Here is a 26,414-nt window from a genome sequence, read left to right on the forward strand (position 1 = left end):
TCACGGGCAATCCGCACTCAGTTCTTGACCGCGAAGACCCACAGCGAGCCGCCTGCCGGAACGTTGGCGAGGCGCTCGTCACCGGAGAACAGTGAGTAGACGCCGCCGTAGCCTGAGGTGACGGCGACATACTGCACGCCATCCTGCTGCCAGGTGACGGGCTGGCCTTCGATGCCGGAGCCGGTCTGGAACTGCCACAGTTTCTTGCCGCTGTCGGCGTCGAAAGCCTCGAACTCGCCGGTCAGCTTGCCCGAGAACACCACGCCGCCTGCCGTGGACAACACGCCGGAGAAGCGCGGGATGTCGCTCGGCTGCTCCCACTTGGTCTTGCCGGTCATCGGATCGATGGCCTTGAGCTGACCGCGCGGCCCTTCCGGCCAATCCCACAGATCCGTCAGGTCCATGCCCAGGTACCACTCGCCGGCCTTGTAGGTCGCAGGCTCGGTCTTGTAGTGGCCGCCGAACACGAGCGTGTTGGCGTAGGCCAACCCGGTTTGCGGATTGAACGACATCGGCTCCCAGTTCTTGCCGCCGAGAATCGACGGATAGACCGTGACCTTCTTGCCCTCGCGGGCATCGCGCGTCACATCGGTCTCGACCGGCTTGCCCGTCTTCAGGTCGATGCTGGAGGCCCAGTTCACCTTCACATAGGGGTTGGCCGCGAGCAGCTTCCCATTGGTGCGATCGAGCACATAGAAGAAGCCATTGCGGTTGGCGTTCATCAGCACCTTGGTCTGCTTACCCTCGACGTTCATGTCGGCGAGCACCATCTCCGCGACCGCGTCGTAGTCGAACGGATTGTTCGGCGAGAACTGGAAGTGCCACTTCATCTTGCCGGTCTTCGGATCGAGCGCGAGCACTGAGCAGGTGTAGAGGTTGTCGCCCGGGCGCACCGCCGCGTTGAACGGTCCGGGATTACCGACGCCCCAGAATACGGTGTTCTGCTCGGGATCGTAGGAGCCGGTGATCCAGGTCGAGCCGCCGCCCAGCTTCCAGGTGTCGCCCTTCCAGGTGTCGCCGCCGGGTTCATCCGGGCTTGGGACCGTGTGTGTGCGCCACAAATGCTTACCCGTCGCCGGATCCCAACCATCGATGAAGCCGCGGGTGCCGAACTCGGCGCCGGAGATGCCAGTCAACACGACGCCGTCGGCGACCAGCGGCGCGACGGTCATCGAGTAGCCTTCCTTGATGTCAGCGGCCTTCTGACGCCACAGTTCCTTGCCGGTCTTGGCATCGAGCGCAATCACGTTGGCATCGAGCGTGGTCCGGAACACCTTGCCGTCGTACAGCGCGGCGCCGCGATTGATGATGCCGCAACAGACCACGCGCGGCGTCTCGGCGGGATAGTCGATCTTGCTTTTCCAGATCTGCTTGCCGGTCTTGGCGTCGACGGCCATCGTCGCATTGTGGGTCGTGACGTAGAGCACGCCCTGGTACACCAGCGGCTGCGACTCCTCACTGCGGTCATCGGCGAAACTGTAGTTCCAGACCGGCACCAGGTTCTTGGCGTTGTCCTTGTTGATCTGGGTGAGCGGGCTGAACCGCTGCAGATTGTAGCCCATGCCGTAGTTGAGAACGTTCGCCGTATCAGTTGCACCCTTGACCAACTGATCGGCGCTCTGCGCGCTTGCACCATGTGATGCAAGAATAGCGAGGCCTGCGGCCAGCGCGATCCGCTTCATTCATTTCCTCCGAGATTTTTACGCGCGCCTATCCTGACGCTGCGGGAACAACACTCCGCTCGAAATCGGGAACCGTCAATACGAAAAGGTGGCAACCGCCCTTTGCGCATCGGGAAGCCGTCCTCGTTCGATCGGGACAGAGCAGCCGATCCGTTGTCTCTGCTCGCTGATCTGGGTCGGCATGATCGCACCGCTCCGATGTTGCGTTGCGGCACAAACATTGCTTCGCCGCATCATGCCGGGATAACAGAGGAGTAGGCGGATGAGACGAACCATCCTTTGGCTCGGCATGCTTTGTTGCCTTGGGGTGAGTGCGAGTGCGCGTGATCTCGGTCAGTGGGGAGCGGTCGATCCGGCATTGCGTCAATGGTACGAGGCGCTGATGCAGCCCGACGTGCCGACGGCATCGTGCTGCGGTGAGGCTGACGCCTACTTTGCCGATGAGATCCATGTCCGCGACGGCAAGACCTATGTCATCATTACCGATGACCGTCCCGATGAGCCGCGTGGCCGTCCGCATATCGATGTCGGTACCGAGATCGAGGTCCCCGATCACAAGCTAAAGTGGGACAGGGGAAATCCGACGGGGCACGGCATCATCTTCCTGAGCCGCAATCGGTATGTGTTCTGCTACGTGCAGCCGGGCGGTGCGTGAGCGAAGATGCCGTCCCGCTCAGGGGGAGCGTCCTACGAGGATTGAGGCGGAACGGCGTCCAGCCAGGCGGCTGGATTTTGTTTCGTTCCATCGATCGACAACTGCTGGGGAAATGCTCCACGGTTGTGGAGCCTTGCGTTCCCCCCGATGCGGTCCTAGCTTCGATGTTGGCGCGAGCAATGCGCCAGTCAATGATAGTCGAACTTGGGAGGTTGAAATGGCCTGGAAGACACCGAAGATCGTCGAAGTGCCGGTTGGCATGGAAATCAACATGTACGCCTGTGCTGCGCGCAAGTAACGCGTAGCGATCTGCCAAGCCACGAGGAGCGCAATTCGCTTCTGACTGGCTTGGCGGATCCATTCGATAGACGATCCGCGAGATCGTCCCGGCGACCGGCCTCTCGGCCGATCGGAAATGACGGGCACGCCGCCGAACATTGGTGACGGCCTGAGGACCGTCCAAGGATCAAACGTCCTGCGTGTCGAAGATATACAGGTCGACGCCGCCATCGGCGAAGTTGGGCAGATCGCCCGCCGCCGCCTTGCCTTCGGCAGAGCCCATTCCCGCCTGCAGCGCCTGCATCGAATCGAATATCAGGGTGGCAACGAGGTGGATGTTGGTGGCTCCCGCCGGCCCATTCACCGGGCCCCGGCTGATATCGTAGCTCTTCAGACCGGGAATCTTCTTCGCCAGCGGCACGTGGACGTTCATATAGTGTTTGTCGAACGCCTCGGCGCTCTTGGGGGTCTTGTAGAGTACGAGAACCTTGGGCATCTGCTTCCTCCGCATTCGCTCTTTTGAGGTCGATCGACCGCTTCCATTGCAGCCGATCTGCCGGTTCGGATCAAGCGTCAGGGGCGGCTTCGCCCAGGGATAGTCGTTCCAGCCTTGGTTCCGCTGCATAATTTGTTGCGCGAGGAGAAACTGATGCAGCCGGATGTCGTAGTTTCAGATAAGCTGTTTCAGGCTTATCGAAGGACAACGAGCCATGAGCTCCATCGATCTCGTCATCACCGTTTGCGCAGTCCTGTCTCCGGCCACCTGCGAGGAGCAGCATCTCGTTTTCGCGGATGGCGGCGCCTCGCTGCAGCAATGCGCGATGAAGGCGCCGCCCTACATCGCCCAGTGGATCGGCGAGCACCCGAAATGGACTGCAGTGCGATGGCGCTGCGAATATCCCCACAGCAACGACAAGGCCTGAGGCCGGCTTGGCCGTCGGCACGCTGGCTGCTTACTTCGTGCACTCCTCGAGGTCCTTGTCGGCGACCGAAACCACGGCGTCGGCCTTGATCTCGAGGCCGCGAACAATGCACTGCCGCTCGCCGGCATAGCTCACCTTGGCGTCGTAGCGCCCAGGCTCGACTCCGGTGAGCTTCAGCCGTTCGTCGTGATCGAGCTCCTTGTCCTTGTCGTTCAGCGTCTGATTCGGTCCCCAATTGTTCTGGCCGGCCGGCGAGAGCTGAAAGCCGGTCATCGTTGCGGTGGTCAGATTCCAGAGCCGAATGCCCTTGCTTTGTGCGGCGGCCGCGAGCGGGATGCCGAACAGAATGATCGCCGTCACGGCGGATGCGCGTCTCATGGCGTTTTCCCTGGGGTCCGATGTCCGTTGCCATGACTATGACACGGAAAAATCCAGTCGCGCCACATCGGCCTTGATTGCCGCGACCACGTCGTTGTTGCGCTGCGCGCGCGGCATGTCGATCGGGACTGAATGAAGCAGGCGGGCAGGGCGTGAGGACAGCAGGAAGATCCGGTCGCCGAGCCGTGCCGCGTCGTCCATGCTGTGCGTGACCAGCAGCGTGATCATGGGGCGCGAGGCCACGAGCGTCGCGATCTCCTCGCGCAGCCGCGCGGCGAGCGCGTCGTCGAGCGAAGCCAGCGGCTCGTCGAGAATCAGGAAATCCGGCTCGACCGCAAAGGCGCGCGCCAGCGCGACGCGGCGGGCGAGGCCGAGCGATAACTCGCCCGGAAAATGGCTGCGATGTCCCTCGAGCTCGAGCACGCCGAAGATGGCGGCCAGCCTGTCCTCGGCGACACCGGGCGCTGCCAGCCGGACGTTGGCCTCGACGGATCGCCACGGCAGCAGCCGCGGCTCCTGGAACACCATTGCCAGCCGGGCTCCCTCGGGCCGCGATACATGGCCCTGATAGTCGCTGTCCAGACCGGCGAGAATCCGCAGCATCGTGCTCTTGCCGCAGCCGGACGGGCCGACGACGACGCCGACCTCGCCCCGCTGCAGCGCAAAGGCAATGCCCGCAATCACCTCCTGGCGCTTGCCATTGGCGCTGGTGTAGCTCTTCGACCTGATATCGACCTCAAGCCGCACGGAGCCGCCACCTCGATGCACGCTGCTCGAACGGCTGGACGATAACGGCCTCGATCACCAGCACCACGGCGGCAAAGCTGAGCGAGTAGGCGAGCAGCAGCGGAATGTCGAACAGCTGGAAGGCGACGCCGATCTCGAAGCCGATGCCGTTGGGCCTCCCGAGCAACTCGGCGACCAGCACGATCTTCCACACCAATGACAGGCCGGAGCGCGCGGCCGCCGCAATATAGGGCGCAAGCTGCGGCAGCAGGACGTGGCGGAGGATGCGTCCGCGCGAAAAGGCAAACACCTTGGCCATCTCGTCGAGCGATGGATCGAGCGCGCGGGCGCCTTCGCGCAAGGTGACGACGGCGGTCGGCAGCTTGTTGATCGCGATCGCCGCGATCGCAGCGACCTCGGTGAGACCAGCCCAGATATAGGCGAGCACGATCACCACCAGCGCGGGCAGATTGAGCAGCAGGATCAGCCAGGGATCGCCGAGGCGGTTGGCGAGCTGGCTGCGCCCCATCAGAAAGCCGATCGCCGAGCCGAGTGCCATTGACAGAGTGAAAGCGAGGGCGACGCGGGCGAGCGTTGCGCCGAGATGCAGAAACAGCGCGCCGGACCGCGCTTCCGCCACCGCAACCGCGAGCACGGCCGATGGCAATGGCAGCTTGGCGCTGCCGGCGACAGCCGCGGCAATCCACCAGGTGGCGAGCAGAAGCGCAAAGGACAACAGCCGCAGCACTAATCCCTCGCATCCGCCCTGTAGTAGGTGCCGGGACTGAGCTCAGCCGCGGGGCCGACCAGATCGCGGCCGCCGATCGAGGCGAGCACGCCGTAGAGAACGCGGGCGTCGGCCTCTTCCTCGGCCACCGGCCGGCGCGGAATACCTTCGCGATAGCGGTCGCGATAGACGCGCAAGGTGGCGTCGTCCTGTGCGCCGGTCAGCGGGGCGATCGTTTGCCAGTCGGCGTCGGAAGTCGCCAGGATCTCCTTGGCCTTGGCCGTGACGGTTAGGAAGCGTGCGACGAGATCGCGATGCTTGGCGGCCCAGTCCTCGTCGAAGACATAGCCGATCATCGCGGTGCGGCCCTTGGCGCCGAACGGCGGCAGCAGGTCCTCGACGCCGGCAAGCCGGCGGAAGCCCTTGGCTTCCAGCGCCGCGCAGAAATTCCAGTAGTTCAAGCCCGCATCCATCTCGCCGTCGGCCAGCTTGGCGGCCAGCAGCGGCGGCGCGCCGTAGGTGATCGTCGCCTGCGATTTCAGATCGACGCCGTCGCGCTTGAGCGTGGCCTGCAGCAGCAGCCAGCTCTTGTCGAGCGGGCCGCCGGCCACCGCGAGCTTGCGTCCCTTCAGATCGGCAAGCGTCTTGATCGGTGAGGTCGCCGGCACCATCACGGCGCCGAGCGCGCTCGAATAGGGATAGAAGGTGAGCTTGGCGCCGAGCGCACGCTCGCGCGACACCCATAGCCAGTCCGACACCATGATGTCGGCGTTGCCGGCCCGCAGCGCGATCTTGCCGGCCTCCGGGCTCGCGAGCTCGACCGCATCGATCGCGATATCCGCCTGCTTGTCGAGCTGGCGGGCGCGGATCACGGCCAGCTCCCAGGCGAAGGTGCCGGTCTTTTGCACCGCAACCTTGACGGTCTCGGCGGCGCAGCATGCCGTGACCGGCAGCAGGGCGCAGGCGACAATCGCCATCAACAAACGACCGATCTGCGTCATGAGCCCGTCTGCATTTCCTCGAGAGGTGTTCTTTTCAGCCTCATTCCCTTAGCATAGCTTCGGCTGCGATGCCGCGGAGGACTGTGATGCGTAGTGCTGTTCCGGTAGGACCGATTGTCGCCACTCTCATTGCCACGATTGCGCTGTGCGGGCCGGCTCGTGCCGAGGAGCTCAACGACTATCCGACCTCGGCGCGGGCCGAATATGTGTTCGGCTGCATGAAGGCGAATGGCGAGACCAGGGAGGCGATCGCGCAGTGCTCCTGCTCGATCGACGTGATCGCTTCGATCATTCCCTATGAGCGCTACGTCACGGCCGAGACCGTCCTCAGCATGTCCCAGGTGCACAGCAATCTCGGCACCCAGTTCCGCACGTCCGAGCAGGCCGCCAACGCGCTGAACGATCTCCGCCGGGCGCAGGCCGAAGCCGAAGTGAGATGCTTCTGAAGCGCTGCCGCTCTGCCGCATCAAGTTCCTGAACCGTCGGCCGGCCAATCGTGCTCGAACACGTGGCCCTGCGTATCCTTCGCCTCCGCATGGAATTGCTTGGCACCGTTCGACACGTAGGTGAAGCGGATGTTGGGATCCTCAGAGATCGAGATGCCGCCTTCGACCGACAGCACCAGACTGCCGTTCTGCGACAGTGTCAGCCGGTCGATGAAGAAGGCCGGAATGTAGAGCTGCGTCACCTGATCCATCTGGAGCCCGGAATTGTTGGGATGCCCGACCATGACCTGCGCTTCGCGGATGCCGCTCGTGGCGCCGTCGCTGCTTTGCGTGAACTGCCGGTAGCGCATCTGGCCGATGCGCGCCTTGGCCTCGTCCGGATTCTTCGCCGCCGGCGCCGAGCAGCCTCCGGACGCCTTGACGAAGGTCTTGACCACATAGAGCTGACCATCCGTCAGCTCGGCCACGGCATGCACATCCGTGTAGTTGTTGACGCGGACCCGCGTCGAGATCGCGGTCACATTGGCGTCCGCGCCAAGCGTGAACTTGGCCGCCATCGGCGCGGGATTCTGGTCGATCACCAGCGTGATGGTCTTGATACGGCGCTCGTCGGCGGGCGACAGCTTGCTGCGCAGGGTGACCGGAACGACCGAGGCATCCTCGGCGCGCGTCGGCATCTCGATCGACAGCACATTGGTGCCGTCCTGCATCGCCTTGTTGTTGAAGATGTCCTGGACCAGTCCCGGCCAGGGATCGTAACCATCAGCGGCCTTCGCAGGTGCGAACGCAAACGCGAGGCAGGCCCCGAGAAGCAGGGTGGACGGCAGGTGGAGCCGGATCATGGCGCAATCCTCCTCGGGCAGTCGGGTGAATTAACAATCATAGCGCGTTGCCGCCCTCATTCCCATTCCATTTCCGAGAATGCCGCCGTTGCGTTGCGGGCATTGTAGTCGTCGAACAGCTCCCATTTGCCGCGCTCCGATCCCGCGGCCCCAGCGGCGTCCGCGATCGGCCTGCCTGCCTTGATCAGCCCGCGAACGTCGTGGGCCAATGTATCGAGGTAGCGACGCTCGTCACTGAGCGCCAGTGGCCACGGGCTGACAGGGCCATGGCCGGGAACGACGCGCTCGGCCGGGATGGTCGCGAGCGCGGCCATGTCGGCGATCCAGCCGCGCAGGCTGCCATCCATCACCGGGATGTGACGCAGGAATACGAGATCGCCGGCGAACAAGGTCCGGCTGCGGTCATCATAGGCGGACAGGTCGCAGTCGCTATGAGCGGTACTCCAGGCCTTGAGCGTGAGGGTACGGCCGCCGAGGTCGAGCATCATCTCGTCGTCCACGAGGATCGACGGGGGGACGAGACGGACCTCGTCGATCAGCTCGGCGCCCATCAGGCGCCGGAACGCCTCGATGTAGTGCGGTCCGCGCATTGCAAGCGCGCGCGGCAGGTTCTTGGCGCCGACGAAGCGCGTGCCGTCGCCCTCGAATGCCGCGTTGCCGAATGCGTGATCCGGATGGGCGTGAGTGTTGATGACGTAGCGCACGGGCTTGGCGGTACGGGCGCGGATCGCTGCCAGCAGCGCGCGGCCTTCGCGGACGCTGCCGCCGGTGTCGATCACGGCGACCGCGTCGTTGCCAACGATGAAACCGACATTGGCGATGGCGCCCTCGTTCGCCGCGTTCATCAGCGCGGTCTGGCCGATGTGAACGAACACGCCGGGCGCGATCTCGCTGACCTCGAGTTCCGGCGGCATGGCAAGAGCGGCGCTGCCGAGCGCCAGCGCCCCCCAGGCGGTGATCGCGATGATCAGTTGTCTCACCATCGGCTTGCCTTGCTCGCGTGAGAGGTGTGCGTCAGGCGATGGACGTTGCGGTGCAGCAATGGGTCAACTCTTCGCGATGACGGCGGCTGTTGCACCGGAGCGGCCGGCGGCCTAGCATTTTCAAAAATACCACGATGCGTTCGATAGGGATGAAAATACGGATGACGAAGCGTCACAACCTTGCCTGCTCGCTGGCCGTTGCCGCGGGGCTCACTCTGCTCGGACCGGCCGCCGCTTTCGCGCAGAGCAATGATGGCCTGGACCTGTCGATCGAGCTGGTCGATCCCAAGGTGCTCAGGGTCTGCGCCGATCCGCGCAACCTGCCGTTCTCGAACGAGAAGGGCGACGGCTTCGAGAACAAGCTGGCCGAGCTCTTTGCCGCCAAGCTGCAGAAGAAGGTGGACTACACGTTCTTCCCGCAGGCCACCGGATTCGTGCGCATGACGCTCGGCTCGCACCGTTGCGACGTGATCATGGGCTTTCCCCAAGGGGACGACCTGGTGCAGAGCACCAGTCCCTATTACCGGACGGCCTATGCGATCGTGACCAAGCCGGGCTCCGATCTTGCCGATGTGACGACGCTGGAGGATGCCAAGCTCAAGGGCAGGCACATCGGCATCGTGGCGGGCACGCCGCCGGCAACCAATATGGCGCTGGCCGGGCTGATGCCGACCGCAAAGCCCTATCCGCTGATGATCGACACCCGCGTCGATTCCTCGGCAGAGGCGATGATCAACGATCTGAAGTCCGGCGAGATCGATGCCGGCGTGCTGTGGGGGCCGATGGCCGGCTACTATGCCAAGCAGGCGAGCCCGCAACTGCATGTCACGCCGCTGGTGAAGGAGACCAGCGGGCCGAAGCTGATCTATCGCATCGCCATGGGTGTCCGTGGCGCGGACCAGAACTGGCGCCGTCAGCTCAACAAGCTGATCCAGGAGAACCAGGGGGAGATCAACAAGATCCTGCTCGATTTCGGGGTGCCGCTGCTGGACGAGAGCAATCATCTGATCACCGCCGAGGCTGCGGCGAAGCCATGATCGGTCGGCTCAGCGCTGCGGCATTGGCAGGCGTGCTGCTGATCGCCGCGGCGGTGCGGGCCGATGATCTCGTGCCGGAGCCGGACAGCTATCGCACCGAGAACTATCGCGCGCCGGTGCCGACGACCCTGAGCGGAGCGCGCGTGCTGTCGACGCGGGAGACCGAGGCGATCTGGCGCGCGAAGTCCGCCGTCTTCGTCGATGTGTTGCCGCGGCCGCCCAAGCCGAAGAACCTGCCGGCCGGGACGGTGTGGCGCGAGCAGCCGCGCCTGGACATTCCCGGCAGCATCTGGCTGCCCGACACCGGCTACGGGGTGCTGGCGCCCCAGACCGAGGACTATCTGAAGCGCGGCCTTGCCCGCGCTTCCGAGGGCGATTTGAGTCGTCTGCTCGTGTTCTACTGCCTCGAGGATTGCTGGATGTCGTGGAATGCCGCCAAGCGCGCGCTGACCTATGGCTACCGCAACGTCGCGTGGTATCCGGACGGGACCGACGCCTGGAGCCGCGCCGACCTGCCGCTGCAGCAGACGCAGCCCGAGCCGCGGCCTGAGGAGTGAGCGGAGAGGGCGGCGGTAGCGCATCAAATCAGCTACTCCATGTCCTGCTGGATCTCGCGCGCTAGGGCGAACAGGCGCTGGTCGATCGCGGTCGGGACCTCGCAGACGAACTTCATCACGCGACGCCGGTCCTCGAAGATGCGCGTCTCCCAGTTCAACTGGTTGGTCATCTCCTCGACCTTGGCCTGATCCGGGTTGGGGCCGCTGTGCATCTCCTGCAGCGCGATGGTGTCGCCGCGCACCTTGTCGACGGCCTCGCGCTGCTTGCGCATGACGCGCTCGAGGCCGTTCATCACCGATGTCCGCTGCGCGTTCAGCGTGTCGAACAGCCCGGCGAACAGCAGCTTGCCCTTGCGTATCTTCTCCTCGGCCGTACCGGTGAGGAAATCGGCGACGTCCTTCTGGGCCTGCTCCAGCGGGATACGGCGCGCGGCAAGCTTGGCGACGAGCTCGGCCACCTTCGCATCGTCCTTCCAGCTCGCGCCGACATCGTCGATCGGCGGGCCGGACCACACGGCGGCGATCGAGATCTCCGGCACCTTGGCCTGCGGGCAGGGCCAATCCGGATAGCGCGGATCGGCGGCCTGCGCAGCACCTGCCGACGCAGCGATGGCGACGGCCGCCAGTGTCGTTCTGAACCTCATGCCTCGCCTCCGGGACCGCGCCTGACAAACCCCCGCGACGGATCGTAGGCCAGGATCGCGCCGATCATGAAGACGGCGGTGCAGCCGCCGACCACCGCGAGCGAAACCCAGTTCAGCTTGCCATATAGCGCGAAGCGGATGAGCTCGACCGCGTGGGTGAAGGGATTGGCTTCGCAGAGATAAGCCAGCCAGGGACTGCCTTCCTCGACCCGCCAGAGCGGGTAGAGCGCCGATGAGGCGAAGAACATCGGAAAGATCACGAAGTTCATGACGCCGGCGAAATTCTCGAGCTGCTTGATGCCGGAGGAGATCAGCATGCCCAGCGCGCCGAGCATCAGGCCGGACAGGATCAGCGCCGGCAGCACCGTCAGATAGCCCATCGGCGGCGGGGTGATGTCCCAGAACCAGGCGATGGCGAGAAACGCATAGACCTGCAGCACCGAGACGGCGGTGCCGGCGAGCAGCTTGCAGAACAGCAGATAGCCGCGCGGCAGCGGGCTCACCAGCAAGGTGCGCATGTTGCCCATCTCGCGGTCGTAGACCATCGACAGCGACGACTGCATGCCGTTGAACAACTGGATCATCGCCATCAGGCCGGGCGCGATATAGACCTCGTAGGGGATATAGGTCTCGTAGGGCGGGATGATCGAGATGCCCAGCACCTGGCGGAAGCCGGCGGCGAAGATGAACAGCCAGACCAGCGGCCGTACCAGCGCCGAGACGAAGCGCTCGCGCTGATGCAGGAAGCGCAGGCCCTCGCGCCAGACGATGCCGGTGAGGCAGGTGATGTATTCGCCGGCCGAAAAGCCGCTGCGTGTGGGTGTGGGCGCGTGCACGGTGGTGACGGTCATGGCTCGGAGCTCCGCGCCGGACTGGCCTGGGTCGTCAGCCGCGCGAACGCCGCGTTGACGTCGGTCGCACCGGCCTCGGCGATGACCTGCGGGACGGGCCCGCGCGCCAGCACGCGGCCCTGATGCAGCACGACGAGATCATCGGTCGCGGCGATCTCGTCGAACAGATGCGTCGCCCAGAGCACGCCGATGCCCTGCTCGGCGACGAGCTGACGGACATGGCCGACGATGTCGGCGCGGGCCTTGACGTCGAGGCCGACGGTGGCCTCGTCGAGCAGCAGGAGGCGCGGCCGGTGCAGCAGGGCGCGAGCAATCTCCAGCCGGCGCATCTGGCCGCCGGAGAGGTCGCGCACCTTGCTGCCGGCGCGGTCGGCGAGGCCGATGCGCGCCAGCAGCTCCTCGCTGCGCGCGCGGGCCTCGCGGCGCGAGATGCCGTGCAGCGCGGCGTGGTAGAGCAGGTTCTGCGTCAGCGACAGATCGAGGTCGAGCGTGCGCGGCTGGAACACGACGCCGAGCAGCCGCAGCGCCTCGCCCGGCGTGCGGCCGATGTCATGGCCGAAAATGCCGATCTGGCCGGTCTGCACTGCGAACAGCCGGGTGATGAGCGAGAACAGCGTGCTCTTGCCGGCGCCGTTGAGACCGAGCAGGGCGGTGAAGCTCGCAGGCTGGACGGCGAAGCTGACGTCGTTGAGCGCCTTGCGCGCACCGTAGGAATGGCTGACGCCGGCGACCGACAGCGCCGGCACCTGGTCGGAGGCCGGCTGCGGGGTGGCGCCTGTGGCGTCGAGAGCGGGTGCGTTCTGCGTCGTCATGGCTGTGCAATCGTGATGCCCCAGGGCAGCTCGCCGACCTGGATGGTCTTGATCACCTTCTGCGCGGCGACATCGATCACCGAGACATCGTTGGAGACGCCGTTGGTGACCAGAAGATATTTCTCATCCGGCGTGAACTCCATGTGCCAGACGCGCTGGCCGACCAGGAGATATTTCTTCACCTCGTGGGTGGTGCCGTCGACGATGGCGACGCGATTGGCGGGGCCGAGCGCGACGAAGCCGGTCTTGCCGTCCTTGGTCAGGGCGATTCCGACCGGCTGGATCGCCTCGCTGCGCAGGCCGGGCACGGCGAACTTGATCTTGCCGGTGACCTCGCGCTTGGCGGGGTCGATGATCGAGACGGTGCCGCCAATCTCGGCCGAGACCCACAGCTCCGAGCCGTCGCTCTTGAACTCGGCAAAGCGCGGCCGCGCATCGACCAGCACGTTGGCGACGATCTTGCGGGTCGCCGTGTCGATGAAATGCGCCATGTTGGTGGTTTCGGAGGTGCAGATCAGGATCTTGCCGTCCGGACTGAGCATCATGCCCTCCGGCTCGACGCCGACCTGGACGTCGCCGATGCGGACGCGCTTCTCGAGGTCGAGCACCGTGACCGTGTTGTCGTTCTCGTTGGCGACATAGAGCGTCTTGCCGGCGGCGTCCTGCGCGAACAATTCGGGATCGGGGCCGGAGGGCAGGGTATCCACCACCTCCATCTTCTTGGCATCGATCACCTGGATGGTGTCGTCGTCGCCGACTGCCACCATCACGAACTTGCCGTCGCGCGTGAACGCGATCCCGCGCGGCCGCTGGCCGACCTTGATGGTCTTGGTGACCGTCCAGGTGTCGGTGTCGATGACGGAGACGGTGTTGCCCTTCTCGTTGGAGACGAAGGCGACGTAGGCGGAGGCGGAGGCTGCATGGGCCATGACGAGTGCGGCGATGAGCAGGCTGACTGCTGTGCCGAAGCGCTTGCAAAGCTGCGATCGCCCTTCGGGACGCGCGTGTGCGGAAGGCTCCACACCAGCACGCATGTCGGCCCGGCATATCGGACTAGGCATTCTCATCAGCATGGTTCGATCCGACATCATTGCAGCTTGCACTTGGTTTCGGGGCGGTCGACGCCGAGCGTGTCGAGTTCGGAGACCTGGTGCAGAAAGCCCTCCTGCGGCGAGACCGAGACGATCATGCGGCCGTCGGCCAGAAGGATCGGCTGGCGCAATTGCAGGTTCCAGTCGCGCAGGGAGAGGCGGGTGCCCTTGAAGGCGGCGATGGTGAAGTTCGGGCCCTTGAGGTAGTCGGCCATCGTCTTGGCGTCGCCGGAGTTGGTGCGCGAGGCGGCCTCGCCGACCATGCGCACGGCCATCCAGGCCTGCATGTCCAAGGCGTCCATGCGGCGCGAGGCGAGCTTCATGAAGCGGTTCTGCAACTGCGTCGCCCCCCACTGGTCCTGCGCCGGATCCCAGCTCGTCGGCCGCAGGCCGGCGGAGCCCGCGACGGGGCGCGGATCCCAGGTGCGGTAGGGCAGATAGTTGGCGAACACCTCGCTCTCGTCGGCGGTGACCAGCACGTCATAGGCCGGCGCCTTCTGCGTGAACACCGGCATCTGGCGCTGGATCAAGGTCACGCCGCTGTCGGTGCGGCGCGCGCCGCCGGTGTCCTCGAAGGTCCGCTCCTCGACGATCTTGGCGCCGAAGCGGGTGGCGGCGCGGCGCAGCGCGTCGGCGAACAGTCTGTCGCTGTCGTGCGAGCCGGTGACGAGCAGCCAGCGCTTCCACTGCTTCCAGACCAGATATTGCGCCAGGCCGTCGGCCAGCATCGAGCGCGTCGGTGCGACATGGATGACGTTGGCGCGGCAGTCCTGCTCACGCAGGCGGTCGTCGGTGGCGCCGACATTGAGCAAGGTGACGCCGCGGCCCCGCAACGCATCTGCGGCCTTCAGCACCGCATCCGCCGGCAGGTCCACGAGGACGAATCCCGTCTTGCCGGCGAGCTCATTGGCGGCCTGCGCGGCGTCCTCGTCATCCTTGACGCGGCGGTCGATCAAAGTGAAGCGCTGGTTGAGGAACTTGCCGGTGGTGTTGTTGTCCTCGATCGCGAGCTTCGCGCCGGCCACGCCATCATCGGCCGCAGGCTGGTCGAGCGGCGACAAGGTCTGCGGCAAGCTCGCGCGGCCGAGATAGCCGATCGCGATGTCGACCGGATCCGCCGCGCTGGCGGCGGTTGCGGCGGCGATGAGGCCGATCGCGCCCATCAGAGATCGGGCCAGAACTCCCAGGACCACACGTCCTCCCATTGTTCCCTCGTCCTTGTCCGGCGAGGTTTCGCCTTGCAAGATGAACGAATTGGCCTAGCTTTCAACCCCACTTTTGGCCGCTGTCGCGTCATTTCGGATCACGACCTTGAAACCTGCCGTTCTCCCCGCGTTCCTGATCCTGATGTCTGCGACATCAGTGCATGCCGAGCCGACCAAGGTGGCGGTGTTCGACTTCGAGCTGATCGACACCAGCCTGCAGGGCGAGGTGCAGGGCCCGCGCCAGGACGAGCAGAACAGGCTGGCGCATGCGGCCGAGCAACTGCGCGCGGCGCTGCAGGACTCCGGACGTTTTCGCGTGCTCGACATCGCTCCCGTCAACGATGCGGCGCACCACAGCAATCTGCAGGCTTGCGGCGGCTGCGACGTCAAGCTCGCGGGCGACATCGGCGCCGATCTCGCCATCACCGGGACGGTGCAGAAGGTCTCCAATCTCATCCTCAACATGAACATCTATCTGCGCGACGTTCATACCGGCAAGCCGGTCGCGGCGATGACTGCGGATATGCGCGGCAACACCGACGAATCCTGGACGCGCACCATGGCTTGGCTCGTCCGCAACCGCCTGCTGGCGCCGAACTACGGCGCGCCGCAGGCGCAGTAGCTGACGAGATATGACGGTGCATTCTCGCGGCGAATGACGCCCGAGCTTTGCGTGCCGGTCGCCCCTTGGAAAACAAGAGGCGCAGGGAAGGCCGGGAGCCTGCCGCCCCCATGGCCCGCCTGCGACAAGAAATGCAGGCGGCAGGTACCACAGGTTCGGCTGGGACATCCCGGCCCTCCCTGCGCGGATGGTCTTAACGGTTGCTTCGCGTTCTCCCCGGTGCGCCGGGCGTTCTGGTCACCGTGCGCGACGACGCGCTGTGAGCGCGCCGCCGCGGAGGCATCGGCATCGGGATGCCAGGACCACGCGACTTGGCCGTACGCCGTGACGCGTTCGTCCGCACGCTCTCACGGGGCATGTGATGCCCTGAGCATGCTGCGCGCCGCCGGCGTCCACCGCATCCCACCTCCACGTTCGTGACGACCGCGATACGCCCTCTCGACGAGGCGGGATGGCGCTAGACAATCACGATTTCCGGAAAAACGAAAGTGAAATTTTTGTTGCCGCCGGGCTGGACACTGGGATCGCCTTGTGGCGCCGAGCGAAATCCCCGTCGTCGCGCACGTGGAATCCGGGCGCCGGGCACGACAAGAACGCCTCGACGGGCGCGTCATCGCACCCGTCGGGCAAATCACGTCCGCGGCTGATATCAGCGTGCGAGCCGCGCCGCGTGCCAGCGCAGATGATCGGCCATATAGGTCGAGATGAAGTAGTAGCTGTGGTCGTAGCCCTCCTGCTTGCGCAGCAGCAGCGGGATGTGGGCCTTGTCGCAGGCCGCCTTGAGCAGCTCCGGGCGCAACTGCTGGGTCAGGAACTGATCGGCGGTGCCGACATCGACCAGCAGGTCGGAGACGCGCGCGCCGTCCTCGATCAGCGCCACCGCGTCGTGCTTGCGCCACGCCGCCTTGTCGGCGCCGAGATAGCCGCCCAAGGCCTTCTCGCCCCACGGCACCTGCGAGGGCGCGACGATCGGCGAGAACGCGCTGGCCGCGCGGTAGCGGTCCGGGTTGCGCAGCGCCACCGTGAGCGCGCCATGGCCGCCCATCGAGTGGCCCATCACCGACTGGCGGCGCGGATCGACCGGGAAGTTCGCCGCGACCACGCTCGGCAGCTCCTCGGTGACGTAGCTCCACATCCGGTAGTTCTTCGCGAACGGCGCCTCGGTCGCGTCGACATAGAAGCCGGCACCGAGGCCGAAATCATAGGCATTGTTGGGATCGCCCGGCACGCCGTCGCCGCGCGGCGAGGTGTCGGGCGCCACGAAGACCAGGCCGAGCTCGGCGCAGGCGGCACGAAACTCGCCCTTCTCGGTGACGTTGGCGTGGGTGCAGGTCAGGCCGGAGAGATACCAGACGACCGGCAGCTTCGCGCCGTCGGCATGCGGCGGCACGAACACCGAGAACGTCATCTCGGTCTTGGTCTCCTGGCTGGCGTGGCGGTAGACGCCCTGGACGCCGCCATGGGACTTGTTCTGGGAGACGGTCGTGAGGGTCATGGGATCACCTGTTCGGCAATGATGTCGGGCCGCTGGCGCGCGTGCCGCCAACGCGTGTCAGGCTGCGTCGTTCAATCGGGACGAGTCAAGCGACGCCGTTCTCGATCGCCAAACGCACCAACTCGCCGGATGTTCGCACGCCGAGCTTCTGGCGGATGATCGAGGAGGTGTTGGCGACGGTCTTGTAGGACGAGTGGATCAGCCAGGCAATCTCCGACAGGCTCTTGCCGGCGCTGAGCAGGCGAAGGATCTCGAGCTCCCGCGAGGTCAGTTTCGCCAGCGGGCTCTGCGCAACCGCGGCGCCCGCGAAGGCGATGCTGCGCGCGATCGCAGGCGGCAGATAGCTGCCGCCGCGGGCGACCTCGCGGATCGCCTCGGCGAGATCGTTCGGATCGCCGCTCTTCGAGACGTAGCCCTTGGCGCCGATGTCGATGGCGCGCGCGGCGAACACCGGATCGTCGTTCATGCTGAACATGATCAACCGGGCATTGGCATCGTGGGCGAGGATGCGCCGCGCGAGCTCGAAGCCGGAGACGGTCGGCAGGTTGATGTCGACGACGCAGACGTCCGGCCGGCGCGCGATGAAGCTGGCTTCGCCGCTCTCGGCATCGGCGGCTTCGAGCAGCTCGAGGTCCGGATCGGTCGAGAGCAGGGCCCGGCAGCCTGATGCCACAATGGGATGGTCATCGACGATCAGTACGCGCATGGCCTTGGGGTCCCGGACTTCCAACTCGCGTCATTGTTGCGATGCATCATGGATGCATGCTGCGCGATATTGCATGATGTTGCAATTAGATCGCCGGCGGATTTGTCTGTCAATGTGAGTGCGTATGAAACACGGTGGCCGTGAGGCGGAGAGAATGTGGCAGAATTGGTCGTTGCGGACCCGCATCAACGTGCTGCTGGCGCTGCTGCTGACGCTGGGCCTCGCCATCAACATCGGCCGTCTCGTGCTGGAGGCGGCGCCGCGCGTGCTGGCGGAGGACCAGAGCGTCATCCGCCTGACGCGGGCCTTTGTCGAGACCATCATGGACGAGGTCAACGACGCGCCGGATCCGAGCGCGCGCCTCGATCGGATCGTCGGCGATCTCCGACAGCTTCGTCACGTCAGCGTGAGACGGCAGGGCATGCCGGTGCAGACCCCGCCCTCTCCGGGCGTCGGCCGCGCGGCGCCGGCATGGTTCATCGCACTGGTGCATCCCGACAAGACCTCGGTGAGCATGCCGGTCATCGTCGCGGGGCGGAGCGAAACGCTGGTGATCACGTCGCACCCCGACGACGAGATCGCGGAAATCTGGGACGGCATCGTCACCCAGCTCGTCGTCGGCTCGCTGGTCGGGCTGGCGCTGTTTGCGATCACCATGCTCGTGGTCGGTCGCGCGCTGGCGCCGCTTTCGGATCTGTCGGACGCGATGAGCCAGATCGAGGCCGGCGCCTACGATACCCGCGTCAAGCCGGGCGGCGCGCCCGAGCTCGCGGCGCTCTGCGCCAAGCTCAACCATCTCGCCGGCGCGCTCGGTGAGGCGGTGGAGGAGAAGCGCCGCCTGGCCGAGCGCACGGTGTCGCTGCAGGACCACGAGCGCAAGGAGATCGCGCGCGAGCTGCACGACGAGTTCGGGCCGCATCTGTTCGCGCTGCGCGCCCATGCCAGCGCGCTGATGCGATTGCCGGACGCTGCGACGCTCGACGTCGCGGCGATGCGCCGGCACGGCCAGGCGATCCTCGACCAGGTCAACGCCGTGCAGCAGTTCAACCGCCGCATCCTCGAGCGGCTGCGGCCCGTGGGTCTCGCCGAGCTGGGCCTGCGCGAAGCGCTCGGCGCGTTGGTGCGGCTGTGGCGGGAGTCGCGGCCCGAGGTCGCGATCGAGACCAGGTTCACCGACACGGTCGTGCGCAGCAATGAGACGGCGGAGCTGACGATCTATCGGGTGGTGCAGGAAGCGCTGACCAACGTGTTCCGCCACGCCGAGGCCACCACGGTCGACGTCACCATCGAGCCGCTGCAGCAGACGACGGCCGGTCATCGCCGCAGCTACACGCGGGTGCGCGTCCGCGACGACGGCCGCGGGTTCAGCCCGGAGCACAAGCTCGGATTCGGCCTCACCGGCATGCGCGAGCGGCTGCTGGCGCTCGGCGGCACGCTGACGGTGGCTTCTACCGGCACGGGCGTCACGATCGAGGCCATGGTGCCGGCGGATGCAGCGTGAGCCGTGGGCTAGGAACCAACGATCGGACGGCGCATTCAACGAGCTACTTGCAAGGGGCGTGAGCCGCAATCCGGAGCACGCGCCGGCAGCTCGCGGTGATCAGATGTCCAGAACCTTGCCTGTGCTGAGCGGCGCAGCCCTGCTGGCCGCGCTGTCGTTCCACAATGCCGTCGCGCGTGACGACGGCCGCTACGCCGACTCGCCGCTCAAGGGCTGGTTCGACAGCCTCAAGAGTGGTCGCGGCCCGTGCTGCTCGGACGCCGACGGCTTCGCGGTGTCCGATCCGGATTGGGACCTCGAAGGCACGCATTACCGGGTGCGGCTCGACGGTCAATGGATCGTCGTGCCGGACGATGCGGTCATCACGGAGCCCAACCGTGCCGGGCGCACCATGGTGTGGCCGATCAAGGGATCACTCGGCACTTCCATCCGCTGCTTCATGCCGGGCAATCTGAGCTGAAGAGGCGGTGCGCCGCGTTCTCTCGCCGCGCCGCTGCGGCGGATCGCCCGTGCGCGCCGTGCCTTGGAACTTCGTCTCGTTCGGATGATTGCCACGCAAGGTCATGCCACCGAGGCAGCCGCATGCGAGGGAGAACCATGGACCGGACCAGCGACACTGAACTTCAGGAGAGGATTCGCAGGCGCGCTCACCAGCTCTGGGAGCAGGCCGGCCGGCCCGACGGCCGCGAGGATGAGTTCTGGTATCAGGCCGAGCGTGAGATCGGCGAGATGAGCGAGCTTCACGACGAGGCGACGGCGCCGCCGCCGACGATCCTGCCGGGGTGAGTGCGAGCAGAAAAAGGACGAACTGATGAGCAAGGAAACGCCGAAGGACGATCCGCGCCAGGACAGCGACTGGGGCTCGATGAAGCAGACCGACAAGCCCTGGGCCGAGAAACCCGAGAAGGAGCAGCGCTCGGAAGCGGCGAAGGACCTCGAGAAGTGGGGCGAGAGCAAAACGCATTGAGGTGGGCGGAGATGCGCCGCTCTCGCGCGATCGATGAACTCCAGGAGTGTTGAGGAAGGCCTCGTTCAACCCGGCCGTCGTTGCGGGCCGCAGCGCTGCCTCTCTCTGCCCTTCAAGGGAAGGAGGGAGGGGGCGGCCGCAGCCGGGACCATGGCCCGTATCGCCTCAGCAAGGATGAGATGAACAACGCCGAGATGAAGGCGTCTCTCCGTTGACGGGGACCCGTGCCGTCACGCGGTGTGACCCGGATCGACATCATCCGGCGTCTTCTTGTCGCGCTGCGGCGTCATCTTCGCCGGATCCTTCGCGCCCGGCACGCCGCGCGGGCCGAGCTGATCGCGCTGGATGTCGTCCTCCGAGCGGTCGGGCTCGCGTCCGTTGATGGGGAGGTCTTTTGCCATCGCCTGATCCTCTCGCTGTTCGCATCAGGGCAATGCGCGCGGTGTGCTCACGTTCCGCGCGATCCGCGCGCCGCGGCGGCAGGAACGCCGCCCCGGCGCTGCGATTGAAGCTGCAGCAACCTGCAGGAGATCAAGATGTCCGATCATCATCCCAAACCGCCGTTTCCGCCGCAGTCACAGGCCATGCCGGGAACGACCGCGGCGATGCAGCCGCGGCCCGACCATGGCGAGGCCAGCTACAAGGGCTCGGGAAAACTGACCGGCAAGAAGGCCGTCATCACCGGCGGCGACAGCGGCATCGGCCGTGCGGTCGCGATCGCCTATGCGCGCGAGGGCGCCGACATCCTGATCGCCTACCTGCAGGAGCACGATGATGCCAGGGAGGTGAAAGCGCTGGTCGAGAAGGAGGGCCGCAAGGCGGTGCTGATGCCCGGCGACATCCAGGACCCCGCGCATTGCAGGGCCATCATCCGGCGCGCCGTCGATGAGCTCGGTGGCATCGACATTCTCGTCAACAACGCCGCCCATCAGGCGACGTTCAGCGACATCGGCGACATCTCGGACGAAGAATGGGAGATGACGTTCCGCACCAACATCCATGCGACGTTCTATCTCGCCAAGGCGGCCGTGCCGCACATGAAGCCGGGGAGCGCGATCGTCAACACGGCCTCGGTCAATTCCGACATGCCCAATCCGACGCTGCTCGCCTACGCCACCACCAAGGGCGCGATCCAGAACTTCACCGCGGGTCTCGCCCAGATGCTGGCCGATAAGGGCATCCGCGCCAACGCGGTGGCGCCTGGTCCGATCTGGACGCCATTGATCCCCTCGACCATGCCGGAGGAAAAGGTGAAGACGTTCGGCCAGCAGGTGCCGATGAAGCGCCCCGGCCAGCCGGCCGAGCTGGCCACCGCCTATGTGATGCTCGCCGATCCCCTGTCGAGCTACACGTCGGGGACGACGGTCGCCGTCACCGGCGGCAAGCCGGTCATCTGAGGACCAGTGCACATCGTCTGCTGTCGCATTTGTCCGACATCCGACAAGTCCGTGCGTCGGCACGTCATACGCATGCCGGTGCTACGCGGCGGACATCATCGCGCACGGCGCGGGCTCGGCCTGCACCGGCCACACCGCCGCAGCGGCCGTATCACCCTGTCGCTCGTCGAGAATCCGCTTCACCGAGCGCGAGCAGAGGCCGCATTGGACCGTGCAGCCGAGACAATCATACACTTGCGCCGGCGAGCCGAAGACGATGTCGGCCGCCGTGACGATGTCGCGAATGGCCGTGTCGCTGATGACGTTGCAGGAACAGATGATCATGGCTGTTGCTCGCTCCTGCAAACGATAAGCAACCGGGATGCCAAGGTCGGCGCGCACGGCGCGGGCTAGTCAGAATCGTTCGAAGCGACCTGATGCGCGGGCACGCTTGCGGTCGTCCCGATGCGGTTCGCGGCATGCAGCCGTATTGCGGCCAACGTCGCCTGGGCGAGCGCCTGTCCCTGCGCATCGATCCCGGTCCACTGCGCATGACGGCCGCGGGAATCGATCTCGGCGAGCGCGACGCCGGCCGGCACGTCGCTGCCGTCGCGGACGATGCCGCGCAGGATGCCGTCATAGGGGGCCGTGACCGGTGCGCCGGAGAGATGGCCGATCACGAAGCCCTTGTAGATGCGCGTGCCGATCTCGATCGGGGTATGCCATCGGCCCTCATGCGGCGAATGCACCAGGCGCTCGACACCGACGAGCGCGCCGACGTCATCCGTTGCCAGCGTCCAGCCCTCGCGCACGATCTGGCCGAGCCGGCCCGGCCGAGTCTCGATTGCGATATCGCAATTGGCTGATGGCGAGAAGCCCGGACCGATGCCGATCGAGAGCCGCGTCATGCCGCGCAAATTCGGGGTCACCGCGCGCCGCTGCATCCGCGCGTCGATCAGGACGTCGATGGTACGGACCGGCAGGAGATCGAGCAACCCGAGTGGAGTGACAAGGACGTGCCGGGGATTGCCGAGCGCCTTGAACACCTCCATCGTGCTCTCGATGCGCTCGCCCGTCACGTTCTCGATGCGGACCGTGTCGCCGAACAGGGCGTCGTGAAACGCCATCTTACGGCGCATGACCGGCGGATTGGGATCATGCGACAGCACCACGCAGAAGCCCGCACGATGCAGATGCACGCCGATCGCCGACGCGACATCGTTGGTCCCGAGGACCACGGCGAAGCGCACTGCATTCGTCCCCATGTCCTGGTCCATACGGTGTTGGCGTCTCGTGGCTGTCGGTCGTGCGACTGACAAGCGGTCTTCCAGTTCGAATGATCAGATCCGTCGAGCAAGAGTTGGACCATCAGGCATCGTTCTGAAAACGATCGCTCTGTGAAGGTCCTGCAAAGGACGCGGCACAAAAGCCGACGCTGGATGTGTCCAGAACCCGCCAATCTGTCGCGAACCCGACAGGAAAAGCTGCTTTGCCCGCCGTTTTCGCTGGCCCGGAATCTGCACAACCAGCGCATGGCGATACCCCTGGTATTTCCGATCGTTACGGAGCCTGCGCCCAGATCACGTCTGCGGCAAAGGCAGCAGCCGAAGCTTGGCAGCCGGCGTCTTGGTGGCGTTGCGGCGCAGGATCAGGACGGATGAGGTGAGCCTCGATCTCGACCAGGACGTCCGCGATCCCGCCATGGAGGCGGCTCAGACCATCACGGCGTGCCCGTTCCATCGAGACGTGGCGGCCGCCGAGCGGCCCGCGCGCGCCGAGCAGAAAACGCTCGTGCTGACCGGCGGCTCGCGCGGCATCGGTCATGCGACCGCAAAGCTGTTCTCCGACGCCGGCTGGCGCATCATCACCTGCTCGCGCCAGCCGTTCGACGGCGGCCGCTGTCCGTGGGACGCCGGTCCCGACAACCACGTCCAGGTCGATCTGAGCGATCGCAAGGCGATCCCGCGTGCGATTGCCGACATCAAGCAGCGGCTCGACGGCGCGCCGCTGCATGCCCTGATCAACAATGCGGCGATCTCGCCGAAGGCCGAGGACGGTGGCCGGCTGGATTCGCTCGCGACCTCGGTCGAGACTTGGATGACCGTCTTTCACGTCAACTTTCTCGGACCGATCCTGCTCGCGCGCGGGCTGTTCGAGGAGCTGAAGCGCGGGCAGGGCGCGGTCGTCAACGTGACGTCGATCGTCGGCACCCGCGTCCATCCGTTTGCGGGCACTGCCTATGCGACCTCGAAGGCGGCGCTCGCCTGCCTGACCCGCGAGATGGCGCACGATTTCGCGCCGCATGGCATCCGCGTCAACGCCATCGCCCCAGGCGAGATCAAGACCGAGATGGTGTCGCCGGAGACCGAGGCGCGGTTCTCGCCGCTGATTCCGATGCGCCGGATCGGCGCGCCGGAAGAGGTCGCCAAGGTGCTGTTCTTCCTGTGCTCGGATGCGGCGAGCTACGTGACCGGCGAGGAGATTCAGATCAATGGGGGGCAGCACCTCTAGGTTGATCACCGCCGCGCGCGGCCGACACGCGGATGTGAACGCGTCATGCCGTGGCTGGCCGCAAGGAGACGAGCGGCGGGCCGCAAGTGGAAAGTTGGTGTTCAGGTGTCGTCCGTTGCGATCCGGTCGCAAACAGGCCGGCGGATGCGCAGCTATCAGGTGTCGAGTAGACAACGCGAAATCGTCAGGCGCACCGTTTTGCCGCCCGTGCGGACGTGCAATGCACGCATCGCGACGGGTGTAAACTAATTTGTTAACATCATGAAAGCCTGCAGCTTTTCTGGCCTGTCCGTTGCACACTACTTCTGCGGCAATGCAGCAAAGTTAGGCACGACAATCATCTGCAGTTAAGGGAGGATGTTAGAACACCTACAATCACGGGCGGCTTCACCAAGGCGTTCGTGACGATCAGAGAAGCGACCATGGTCCAAACGGAAACACGTCAGGTCGAAGCTCAGGACGTCAGGTCCAACGCCGTGCCGATCCCGCTCAGCGAGATCGCGCTGACCGGAATTTTCGAAATCTCGAAAATCCTCGCCGCGCCGACGCGGCTGGAGATCACCCTCGCCAACGTCGTCAACCTGCTGCAGTCCTTCATGCAGATGCGCCACGGCGTGGTGTCGCTGCTCGCCGATGACGGCATTCCCGATCTCGCAGTCGGGGCCGGGTGGAGCGAAGGCAGCGATCAGCGCTATCGCGAACGTCTGCCGCAGAAGGCGATCGACCAGATCGTCGCCACCGCCGTGCCGCTGATCGCGGAGAACGTCGCCGATCATCCCGCCTTCAGCGCCGCCGACGCGGTCACGCTCGGCGCCTGCGCCGACACCCGCGTCTCCTTCCTCGGCGTTCCCATCCGCATCGACCAGCGCGTCGTCGGCACGCTGACGATCGACCGTGTCTGGGACGGCCGCGCCGTGTTCCGGCTCGATTCCGACGTCCGCTTTCTGACCATGGTCGCCAACCTGATCGGCCAGACCATCAAGCTTCATCGGGTCGTCGCGCGGGACCGCGAGCGGCTGATGGCGGAAAGCCACCGGCTGCAGAAGGAGCTGTCGGAGCTGAAGCCGGCGCCGAAGGATCGCAAGAAGGTGCTGGTCGACGGCATCGTCGGCGACAGCCCGGCGCTGCGCGCACTGTTGGAAAAGATCAACGTCGTCGCCAAGTCGAATGCGCCGGTGCTGTTGCGGGGCGAATCCGGCACCGGCAAGGAGCTGGTGGCGAAGGCGATCCATGAACTGTCCAATCGCGCGAAGCGGCCGTTCATCAAGATCAACTGCGCCGCATTGCCGGAGACGGTGCTGGAGTCGGAGCTGTTCGGCCACGAGAAGGGCGCCTTCACCGGTGCGATCAACGCGCGCAAAGGCCGCTTCGAGCTGGCCGACAAGGGCACCTTGTTCCTCGACGAGATCGGCGAGATCTCGCCGGCGTTCCAGGCCAAGCTCTTGCGGGTGTTGCAGGAGCAGGAGTTCGAGCGCGTCGGCGGCAACCAGACCATCAAGGTCGATGTCCGCATCGTCACCGCCACCAACCGCAACCTCGAGGAGGCGGTGTCGCGCAACGAGTTCCGCGCCGACCTCTACTACCGGATCAGCGTGGTGCCCATCAAACTGCCGCCGCTGCGCGAGCGTCGCAGCGACATTCCGCAGCTGGCGCGCGAGTTCCTGCGCCGCTTCAATTGCGAGAACGAGCGCGATCTGACGTTCGACGTCAGCGCGATCGAGGTGCTGATGCATTGCGGCTTCCCCGGCAACGTGCGCGAGCTGGAGAACTGCGTGCAACGGACCGCGACCATGGCGACGGGCTCGGCGATCGGTATGGACGACTTCGCCTGCAGCCGCAACGAGTGCATGTCGGCGATCCTGTGGAAGGGCAACACGGTGACCCCGCCGCCGCCGCGCGGCCAGCCGATCGTGCCGCTGCCGATCCTGCCGCGGACCTCGGCGCCGGTCGAGGCTCCCGTCGAGTTGCCGGCGATCGATGCCGATGACGGCGAGTATTCCGATAGTTCGGAGGGCGGCGCCGTGCCGGAGCGCGACCGAATCGTGCAGGCGATGGAGCGGTCCGGCTGGGTCCAGGCCAAGGCCGCCCGCCTGCTCGGCCTCACGCCGCGTCAGATCGGTTACGCGCTGAAGAAGCACAACATCGAGGTCAAGCGGTTCTGAGCGGTGGCGGCTTGATGGGATCGAAGGGCGCGCAGTAGCGCGCCCTTCTTCGTTTGGACTTTGACGCTCCGGCGTTGCCCCAATCTCCTCCGTCATTCCGGGGCGACGCGCGAAGCGCGACGAGCCGGAATCCATTTCGTCGCGCGATCTGCCGCACGGTGGATTCCGGGCTCGTGCTGCGCACGCCCCGGAATGACGGAGGAGCGACCTGGGTCACGACCGGCGTTCGCGCGAG

At 65.7% G+C, this 26,414-nt stretch carries 32 protein-coding genes; 14 read left to right on the forward strand and 18 right to left on the reverse strand.

Annotation, left to right across the window (positions count from 1 at the left end):
* Positions 1-17 precede the first annotated feature (17 nt).
* Positions 18-1,682, reverse strand: coding sequence for a methanol/ethanol family PQQ-dependent dehydrogenase (locus QW861_RS07230; RefSeq protein ID WP_315713213.1), 1,665 nt, complete (start codon positions 1,680-1,682; stop codon positions 18-20).
* A gap of 262 nt (positions 1,683-1,944) precedes the next feature.
* Here QW861_RS07230 and QW861_RS07235 point away from each other — a divergent pair, with 262 nt between their 5' ends.
* The gene (locus QW861_RS07235; RefSeq protein ID WP_316192881.1) at positions 1,945-2,337 is read left to right on the forward strand and encodes a hypothetical protein; all 393 of its coding nucleotides are present in this window, start codon (positions 1,945-1,947) and stop codon (positions 2,335-2,337) included.
* Positions 2,338-2,554: 217 nt separating this feature from the next.
* Positions 2,555-2,635, forward strand: coding sequence for a pyrroloquinoline quinone precursor peptide PqqA (gene pqqA / locus QW861_RS07240; protein ID WP_009031067.1), 81 nt, complete (start codon positions 2,555-2,557; stop codon positions 2,633-2,635).
* A gap of 168 nt (positions 2,636-2,803) precedes the next feature.
* Here the strand turns inward: pqqA and QW861_RS07245 are convergent, their stop codons facing one another.
* Positions 2,804-3,112 (reverse strand): EthD family reductase, encoded by a 309-nt coding sequence (locus QW861_RS07245; RefSeq protein WP_315713209.1) that lies wholly within the window; start codon positions 3,110-3,112, stop codon positions 2,804-2,806.
* Positions 3,113-3,326: 214 nt separating this feature from the next.
* Here QW861_RS07245 and QW861_RS07250 point away from each other — a divergent pair, with 214 nt between their 5' ends.
* Entirely contained in the window at positions 3,327-3,539 is a 213-nt protein-coding gene (locus QW861_RS07250; RefSeq protein ID WP_315713207.1) for a hypothetical protein, read from the forward strand.
* Between the two features lie 30 nt (positions 3,540-3,569).
* Here the strand turns inward: QW861_RS07250 and QW861_RS07255 are convergent, their stop codons facing one another.
* Genes QW861_RS07255 through QW861_RS07270 form a run of 4 tightly spaced genes read right to left on the reverse strand, consistent with a single transcriptional unit; the run spans position 3,570 to position 6,371 of the window.
* A complete protein-coding gene (locus QW861_RS07255; protein ID WP_315825193.1) occupies positions 3,570-3,917 on the reverse strand; it encodes a hypothetical protein in 348 nt (115 codons plus the stop codon).
* A gap of 36 nt (positions 3,918-3,953) precedes the next feature.
* Positions 3,954-4,664, reverse strand: coding sequence for an ABC transporter ATP-binding protein (locus QW861_RS07260; RefSeq protein ID WP_316192882.1), 711 nt, complete (start codon positions 4,662-4,664; stop codon positions 3,954-3,956).
* The gene (locus tag QW861_RS07265; RefSeq protein WP_315741273.1) at positions 4,654-5,391 is read right to left on the reverse strand and encodes an ABC transporter permease; all 738 of its coding nucleotides are present in this window, start codon (positions 5,389-5,391) and stop codon (positions 4,654-4,656) included. The genes QW861_RS07260 and QW861_RS07265 overlap by 11 nt, the downstream gene beginning before the upstream one ends.
* A complete protein-coding gene (locus tag QW861_RS07270) occupies positions 5,391-6,371 on the reverse strand; it encodes an ABC transporter substrate-binding protein (RefSeq protein ID WP_315752810.1) in 981 nt (326 codons plus the stop codon). Before QW861_RS07270 ends, QW861_RS07265 begins: the two co-directional genes overlap by 1 nt.
* Positions 6,372-6,457: 86 nt before the next feature.
* Between QW861_RS07270 and QW861_RS07275 the strand changes: the two genes are divergently transcribed.
* The gene (locus QW861_RS07275) at positions 6,458-6,817 is read left to right on the forward strand and encodes a hypothetical protein (RefSeq protein ID WP_315713197.1); all 360 of its coding nucleotides are present in this window, start codon (positions 6,458-6,460) and stop codon (positions 6,815-6,817) included.
* Between the two features lie 20 nt (positions 6,818-6,837).
* Here QW861_RS07275 and QW861_RS07280 read toward each other — a convergent pair whose 3' ends face one another.
* Together QW861_RS07280 and QW861_RS07285 are read right to left on the reverse strand one after the other, a co-directional pair.
* The gene (locus QW861_RS07280; RefSeq protein ID WP_315752811.1) at positions 6,838-7,659 is read right to left on the reverse strand and encodes a quinoprotein dehydrogenase-associated SoxYZ-like carrier; all 822 of its coding nucleotides are present in this window, start codon (positions 7,657-7,659) and stop codon (positions 6,838-6,840) included.
* Positions 7,660-7,715: 56 nt separating this feature from the next.
* Complete coding sequence (locus QW861_RS07285) at positions 7,716-8,642, reverse strand: quinoprotein relay system zinc metallohydrolase 2 (RefSeq protein WP_315752812.1); 927 nt, start codon at positions 8,640-8,642, stop codon at positions 7,716-7,718.
* 161 nt (positions 8,643-8,803) lie between these two features.
* On the opposite strand from QW861_RS07285, the gene QW861_RS07290 reads away from it, so the two are divergent.
* Both QW861_RS07290 and QW861_RS07295 read left to right on the forward strand, forming a co-directional pair.
* Positions 8,804-9,679, forward strand: a complete 876-nt coding sequence (locus tag QW861_RS07290) for a substrate-binding domain-containing protein (RefSeq protein ID WP_315752813.1) — start codon at positions 8,804-8,806, stop codon at positions 9,677-9,679.
* Positions 9,676-10,236: a PQQ-dependent catabolism-associated CXXCW motif protein gene (locus tag QW861_RS07295; RefSeq protein WP_315752814.1), complete on the forward strand. Its 561-nt coding sequence runs from the start codon at positions 9,676-9,678 to the stop codon at positions 10,234-10,236. The genes QW861_RS07290 and QW861_RS07295 overlap by 4 nt, the downstream gene beginning before the upstream one ends.
* A 32-nt stretch (positions 10,237-10,268) precedes the next feature.
* Here QW861_RS07295 and QW861_RS07300 read toward each other — a convergent pair whose 3' ends face one another.
* The 5 genes from QW861_RS07300 to QW861_RS07320 all read right to left on the reverse strand — a co-directional run bounded on the left by QW861_RS07300 (position 10,269) and on the right by QW861_RS07320 (position 14,839).
* Entirely contained in the window at positions 10,269-10,880 is a 612-nt protein-coding gene (locus tag QW861_RS07300) for a hypothetical protein (RefSeq protein ID WP_315752815.1), read from the reverse strand.
* The gene (locus tag QW861_RS07305) at positions 10,877-11,731 is read right to left on the reverse strand and encodes an ABC transporter permease (protein ID WP_315825186.1); all 855 of its coding nucleotides are present in this window, start codon (positions 11,729-11,731) and stop codon (positions 10,877-10,879) included. The genes QW861_RS07300 and QW861_RS07305 overlap by 4 nt, the downstream gene beginning before the upstream one ends.
* The gene (locus QW861_RS07310; RefSeq protein ID WP_315752817.1) at positions 11,728-12,543 is read right to left on the reverse strand and encodes an ABC transporter ATP-binding protein; all 816 of its coding nucleotides are present in this window, start codon (positions 12,541-12,543) and stop codon (positions 11,728-11,730) included. Before QW861_RS07310 ends, QW861_RS07305 begins: the two co-directional genes overlap by 4 nt.
* Positions 12,540-13,472: a YVTN family beta-propeller repeat protein gene (locus QW861_RS07315; protein WP_315752818.1), complete on the reverse strand. Its 933-nt coding sequence runs from the start codon at positions 13,470-13,472 to the stop codon at positions 12,540-12,542. Before QW861_RS07315 ends, QW861_RS07310 begins: the two co-directional genes overlap by 4 nt.
* 158 nt (positions 13,473-13,630) lie before the next feature.
* Positions 13,631-14,839: an ABC transporter substrate-binding protein gene (locus QW861_RS07320; RefSeq protein ID WP_315752819.1), complete on the reverse strand. Its 1,209-nt coding sequence runs from the start codon at positions 14,837-14,839 to the stop codon at positions 13,631-13,633.
* Between the two features lie 142 nt (positions 14,840-14,981).
* On the opposite strand from QW861_RS07320, the gene QW861_RS07325 reads away from it, so the two are divergent.
* Positions 14,982-15,461: a DUF3280 domain-containing protein gene (locus QW861_RS07325; RefSeq protein WP_315752900.1), complete on the forward strand. Its 480-nt coding sequence runs from the start codon at positions 14,982-14,984 to the stop codon at positions 15,459-15,461.
* Between the two features lie 649 nt (positions 15,462-16,110).
* Here QW861_RS07325 and fghA read toward each other — a convergent pair.
* Together fghA and QW861_RS07335 are read right to left on the reverse strand one after the other, a co-directional pair.
* The gene (gene fghA, locus QW861_RS07330) at positions 16,111-16,956 is read right to left on the reverse strand and encodes an S-formylglutathione hydrolase (protein ID WP_315752820.1); all 846 of its coding nucleotides are present in this window, start codon (positions 16,954-16,956) and stop codon (positions 16,111-16,113) included.
* 85 nt (positions 16,957-17,041) lie between these two features.
* Positions 17,042-17,662, reverse strand: coding sequence for a response regulator transcription factor (locus QW861_RS07335; protein ID WP_315713180.1), 621 nt, complete (start codon positions 17,660-17,662; stop codon positions 17,042-17,044).
* Positions 17,663-17,816: 154 nt separating this feature from the next.
* On the opposite strand from QW861_RS07335, the gene QW861_RS07340 reads away from it, so the two are divergent.
* The 4 genes from QW861_RS07340 (at position 17,817) to QW861_RS07355 (ending at position 20,130) form a co-directional block, all read left to right on the forward strand.
* Positions 17,817-19,163 (forward strand): ATP-binding protein, encoded by a 1,347-nt coding sequence (locus QW861_RS07340; protein ID WP_315752821.1) that lies wholly within the window; start codon positions 17,817-17,819, stop codon positions 19,161-19,163.
* Positions 19,164-19,266: 103 nt separating this feature from the next.
* Positions 19,267-19,623, forward strand: a complete 357-nt coding sequence (locus QW861_RS07345; protein ID WP_315752822.1) for a hypothetical protein — start codon at positions 19,267-19,269, stop codon at positions 19,621-19,623.
* Between the two features lie 137 nt (positions 19,624-19,760).
* Positions 19,761-19,949 (forward strand): DUF2934 domain-containing protein, encoded by a 189-nt coding sequence (locus QW861_RS07350; protein WP_315713177.1) that lies wholly within the window; start codon positions 19,761-19,763, stop codon positions 19,947-19,949.
* A gap of 25 nt (positions 19,950-19,974) precedes the next feature.
* A complete protein-coding gene (locus QW861_RS07355; RefSeq protein WP_315752823.1) occupies positions 19,975-20,130 on the forward strand; it encodes a hypothetical protein in 156 nt (51 codons plus the stop codon).
* 230 nt (positions 20,131-20,360) lie between these two features.
* On the opposite strand, the gene QW861_RS07360 is transcribed toward QW861_RS07355, so the two are convergent.
* Entirely contained in the window at positions 20,361-20,531 is a 171-nt protein-coding gene (locus tag QW861_RS07360; RefSeq protein WP_315713176.1) for a hypothetical protein, read from the reverse strand.
* 135 nt (positions 20,532-20,666) lie between these two features.
* On the opposite strand from QW861_RS07360, the gene QW861_RS07365 reads away from it, so the two are divergent.
* Entirely contained in the window at positions 20,667-21,527 is an 861-nt protein-coding gene (locus QW861_RS07365) for an SDR family oxidoreductase (RefSeq protein WP_315752824.1), read from the forward strand.
* Positions 21,528-21,608: 81 nt separating this feature from the next.
* On the opposite strand, the gene QW861_RS07370 is transcribed toward QW861_RS07365, so the two are convergent.
* Both QW861_RS07370 and QW861_RS07375 read right to left on the reverse strand, forming a co-directional pair.
* Positions 21,609-21,851 (reverse strand): bacterioferritin-associated ferredoxin, encoded by a 243-nt coding sequence (locus QW861_RS07370; protein ID WP_315752825.1) that lies wholly within the window; start codon positions 21,849-21,851, stop codon positions 21,609-21,611.
* A 65-nt stretch (positions 21,852-21,916) separates the two neighbouring features.
* On the reverse strand, positions 21,917-22,771 hold the full coding sequence (locus QW861_RS07375) for a xanthine dehydrogenase (protein ID WP_315752826.1): 855 nt from the start codon (positions 22,769-22,771) through the stop codon (positions 21,917-21,919).
* Positions 22,772-23,168: 397 nt separating this feature from the next.
* On the opposite strand from QW861_RS07375, the gene QW861_RS07380 reads away from it, so the two are divergent.
* The gene (locus QW861_RS07380; RefSeq protein WP_315752827.1) at positions 23,169-24,017 is read left to right on the forward strand and encodes an SDR family oxidoreductase; all 849 of its coding nucleotides are present in this window, start codon (positions 23,169-23,171) and stop codon (positions 24,015-24,017) included.
* Between the two features lie 422 nt (positions 24,018-24,439).
* The gene (gene nifA / locus QW861_RS07385) at positions 24,440-26,179 is read left to right on the forward strand and encodes a nif-specific transcriptional activator NifA (RefSeq protein WP_315752828.1); all 1,740 of its coding nucleotides are present in this window, start codon (positions 24,440-24,442) and stop codon (positions 26,177-26,179) included.
* Positions 26,180-26,414 lie beyond the last annotated feature (235 nt).

The sequence above is a fragment of the Bradyrhizobium sp. SZCCHNRI1029 genome (assembly GCF_032487555.1).
Taxonomy (GTDB): Bacteria; Pseudomonadota; Alphaproteobacteria; order Rhizobiales; family Xanthobacteraceae; genus Bradyrhizobium.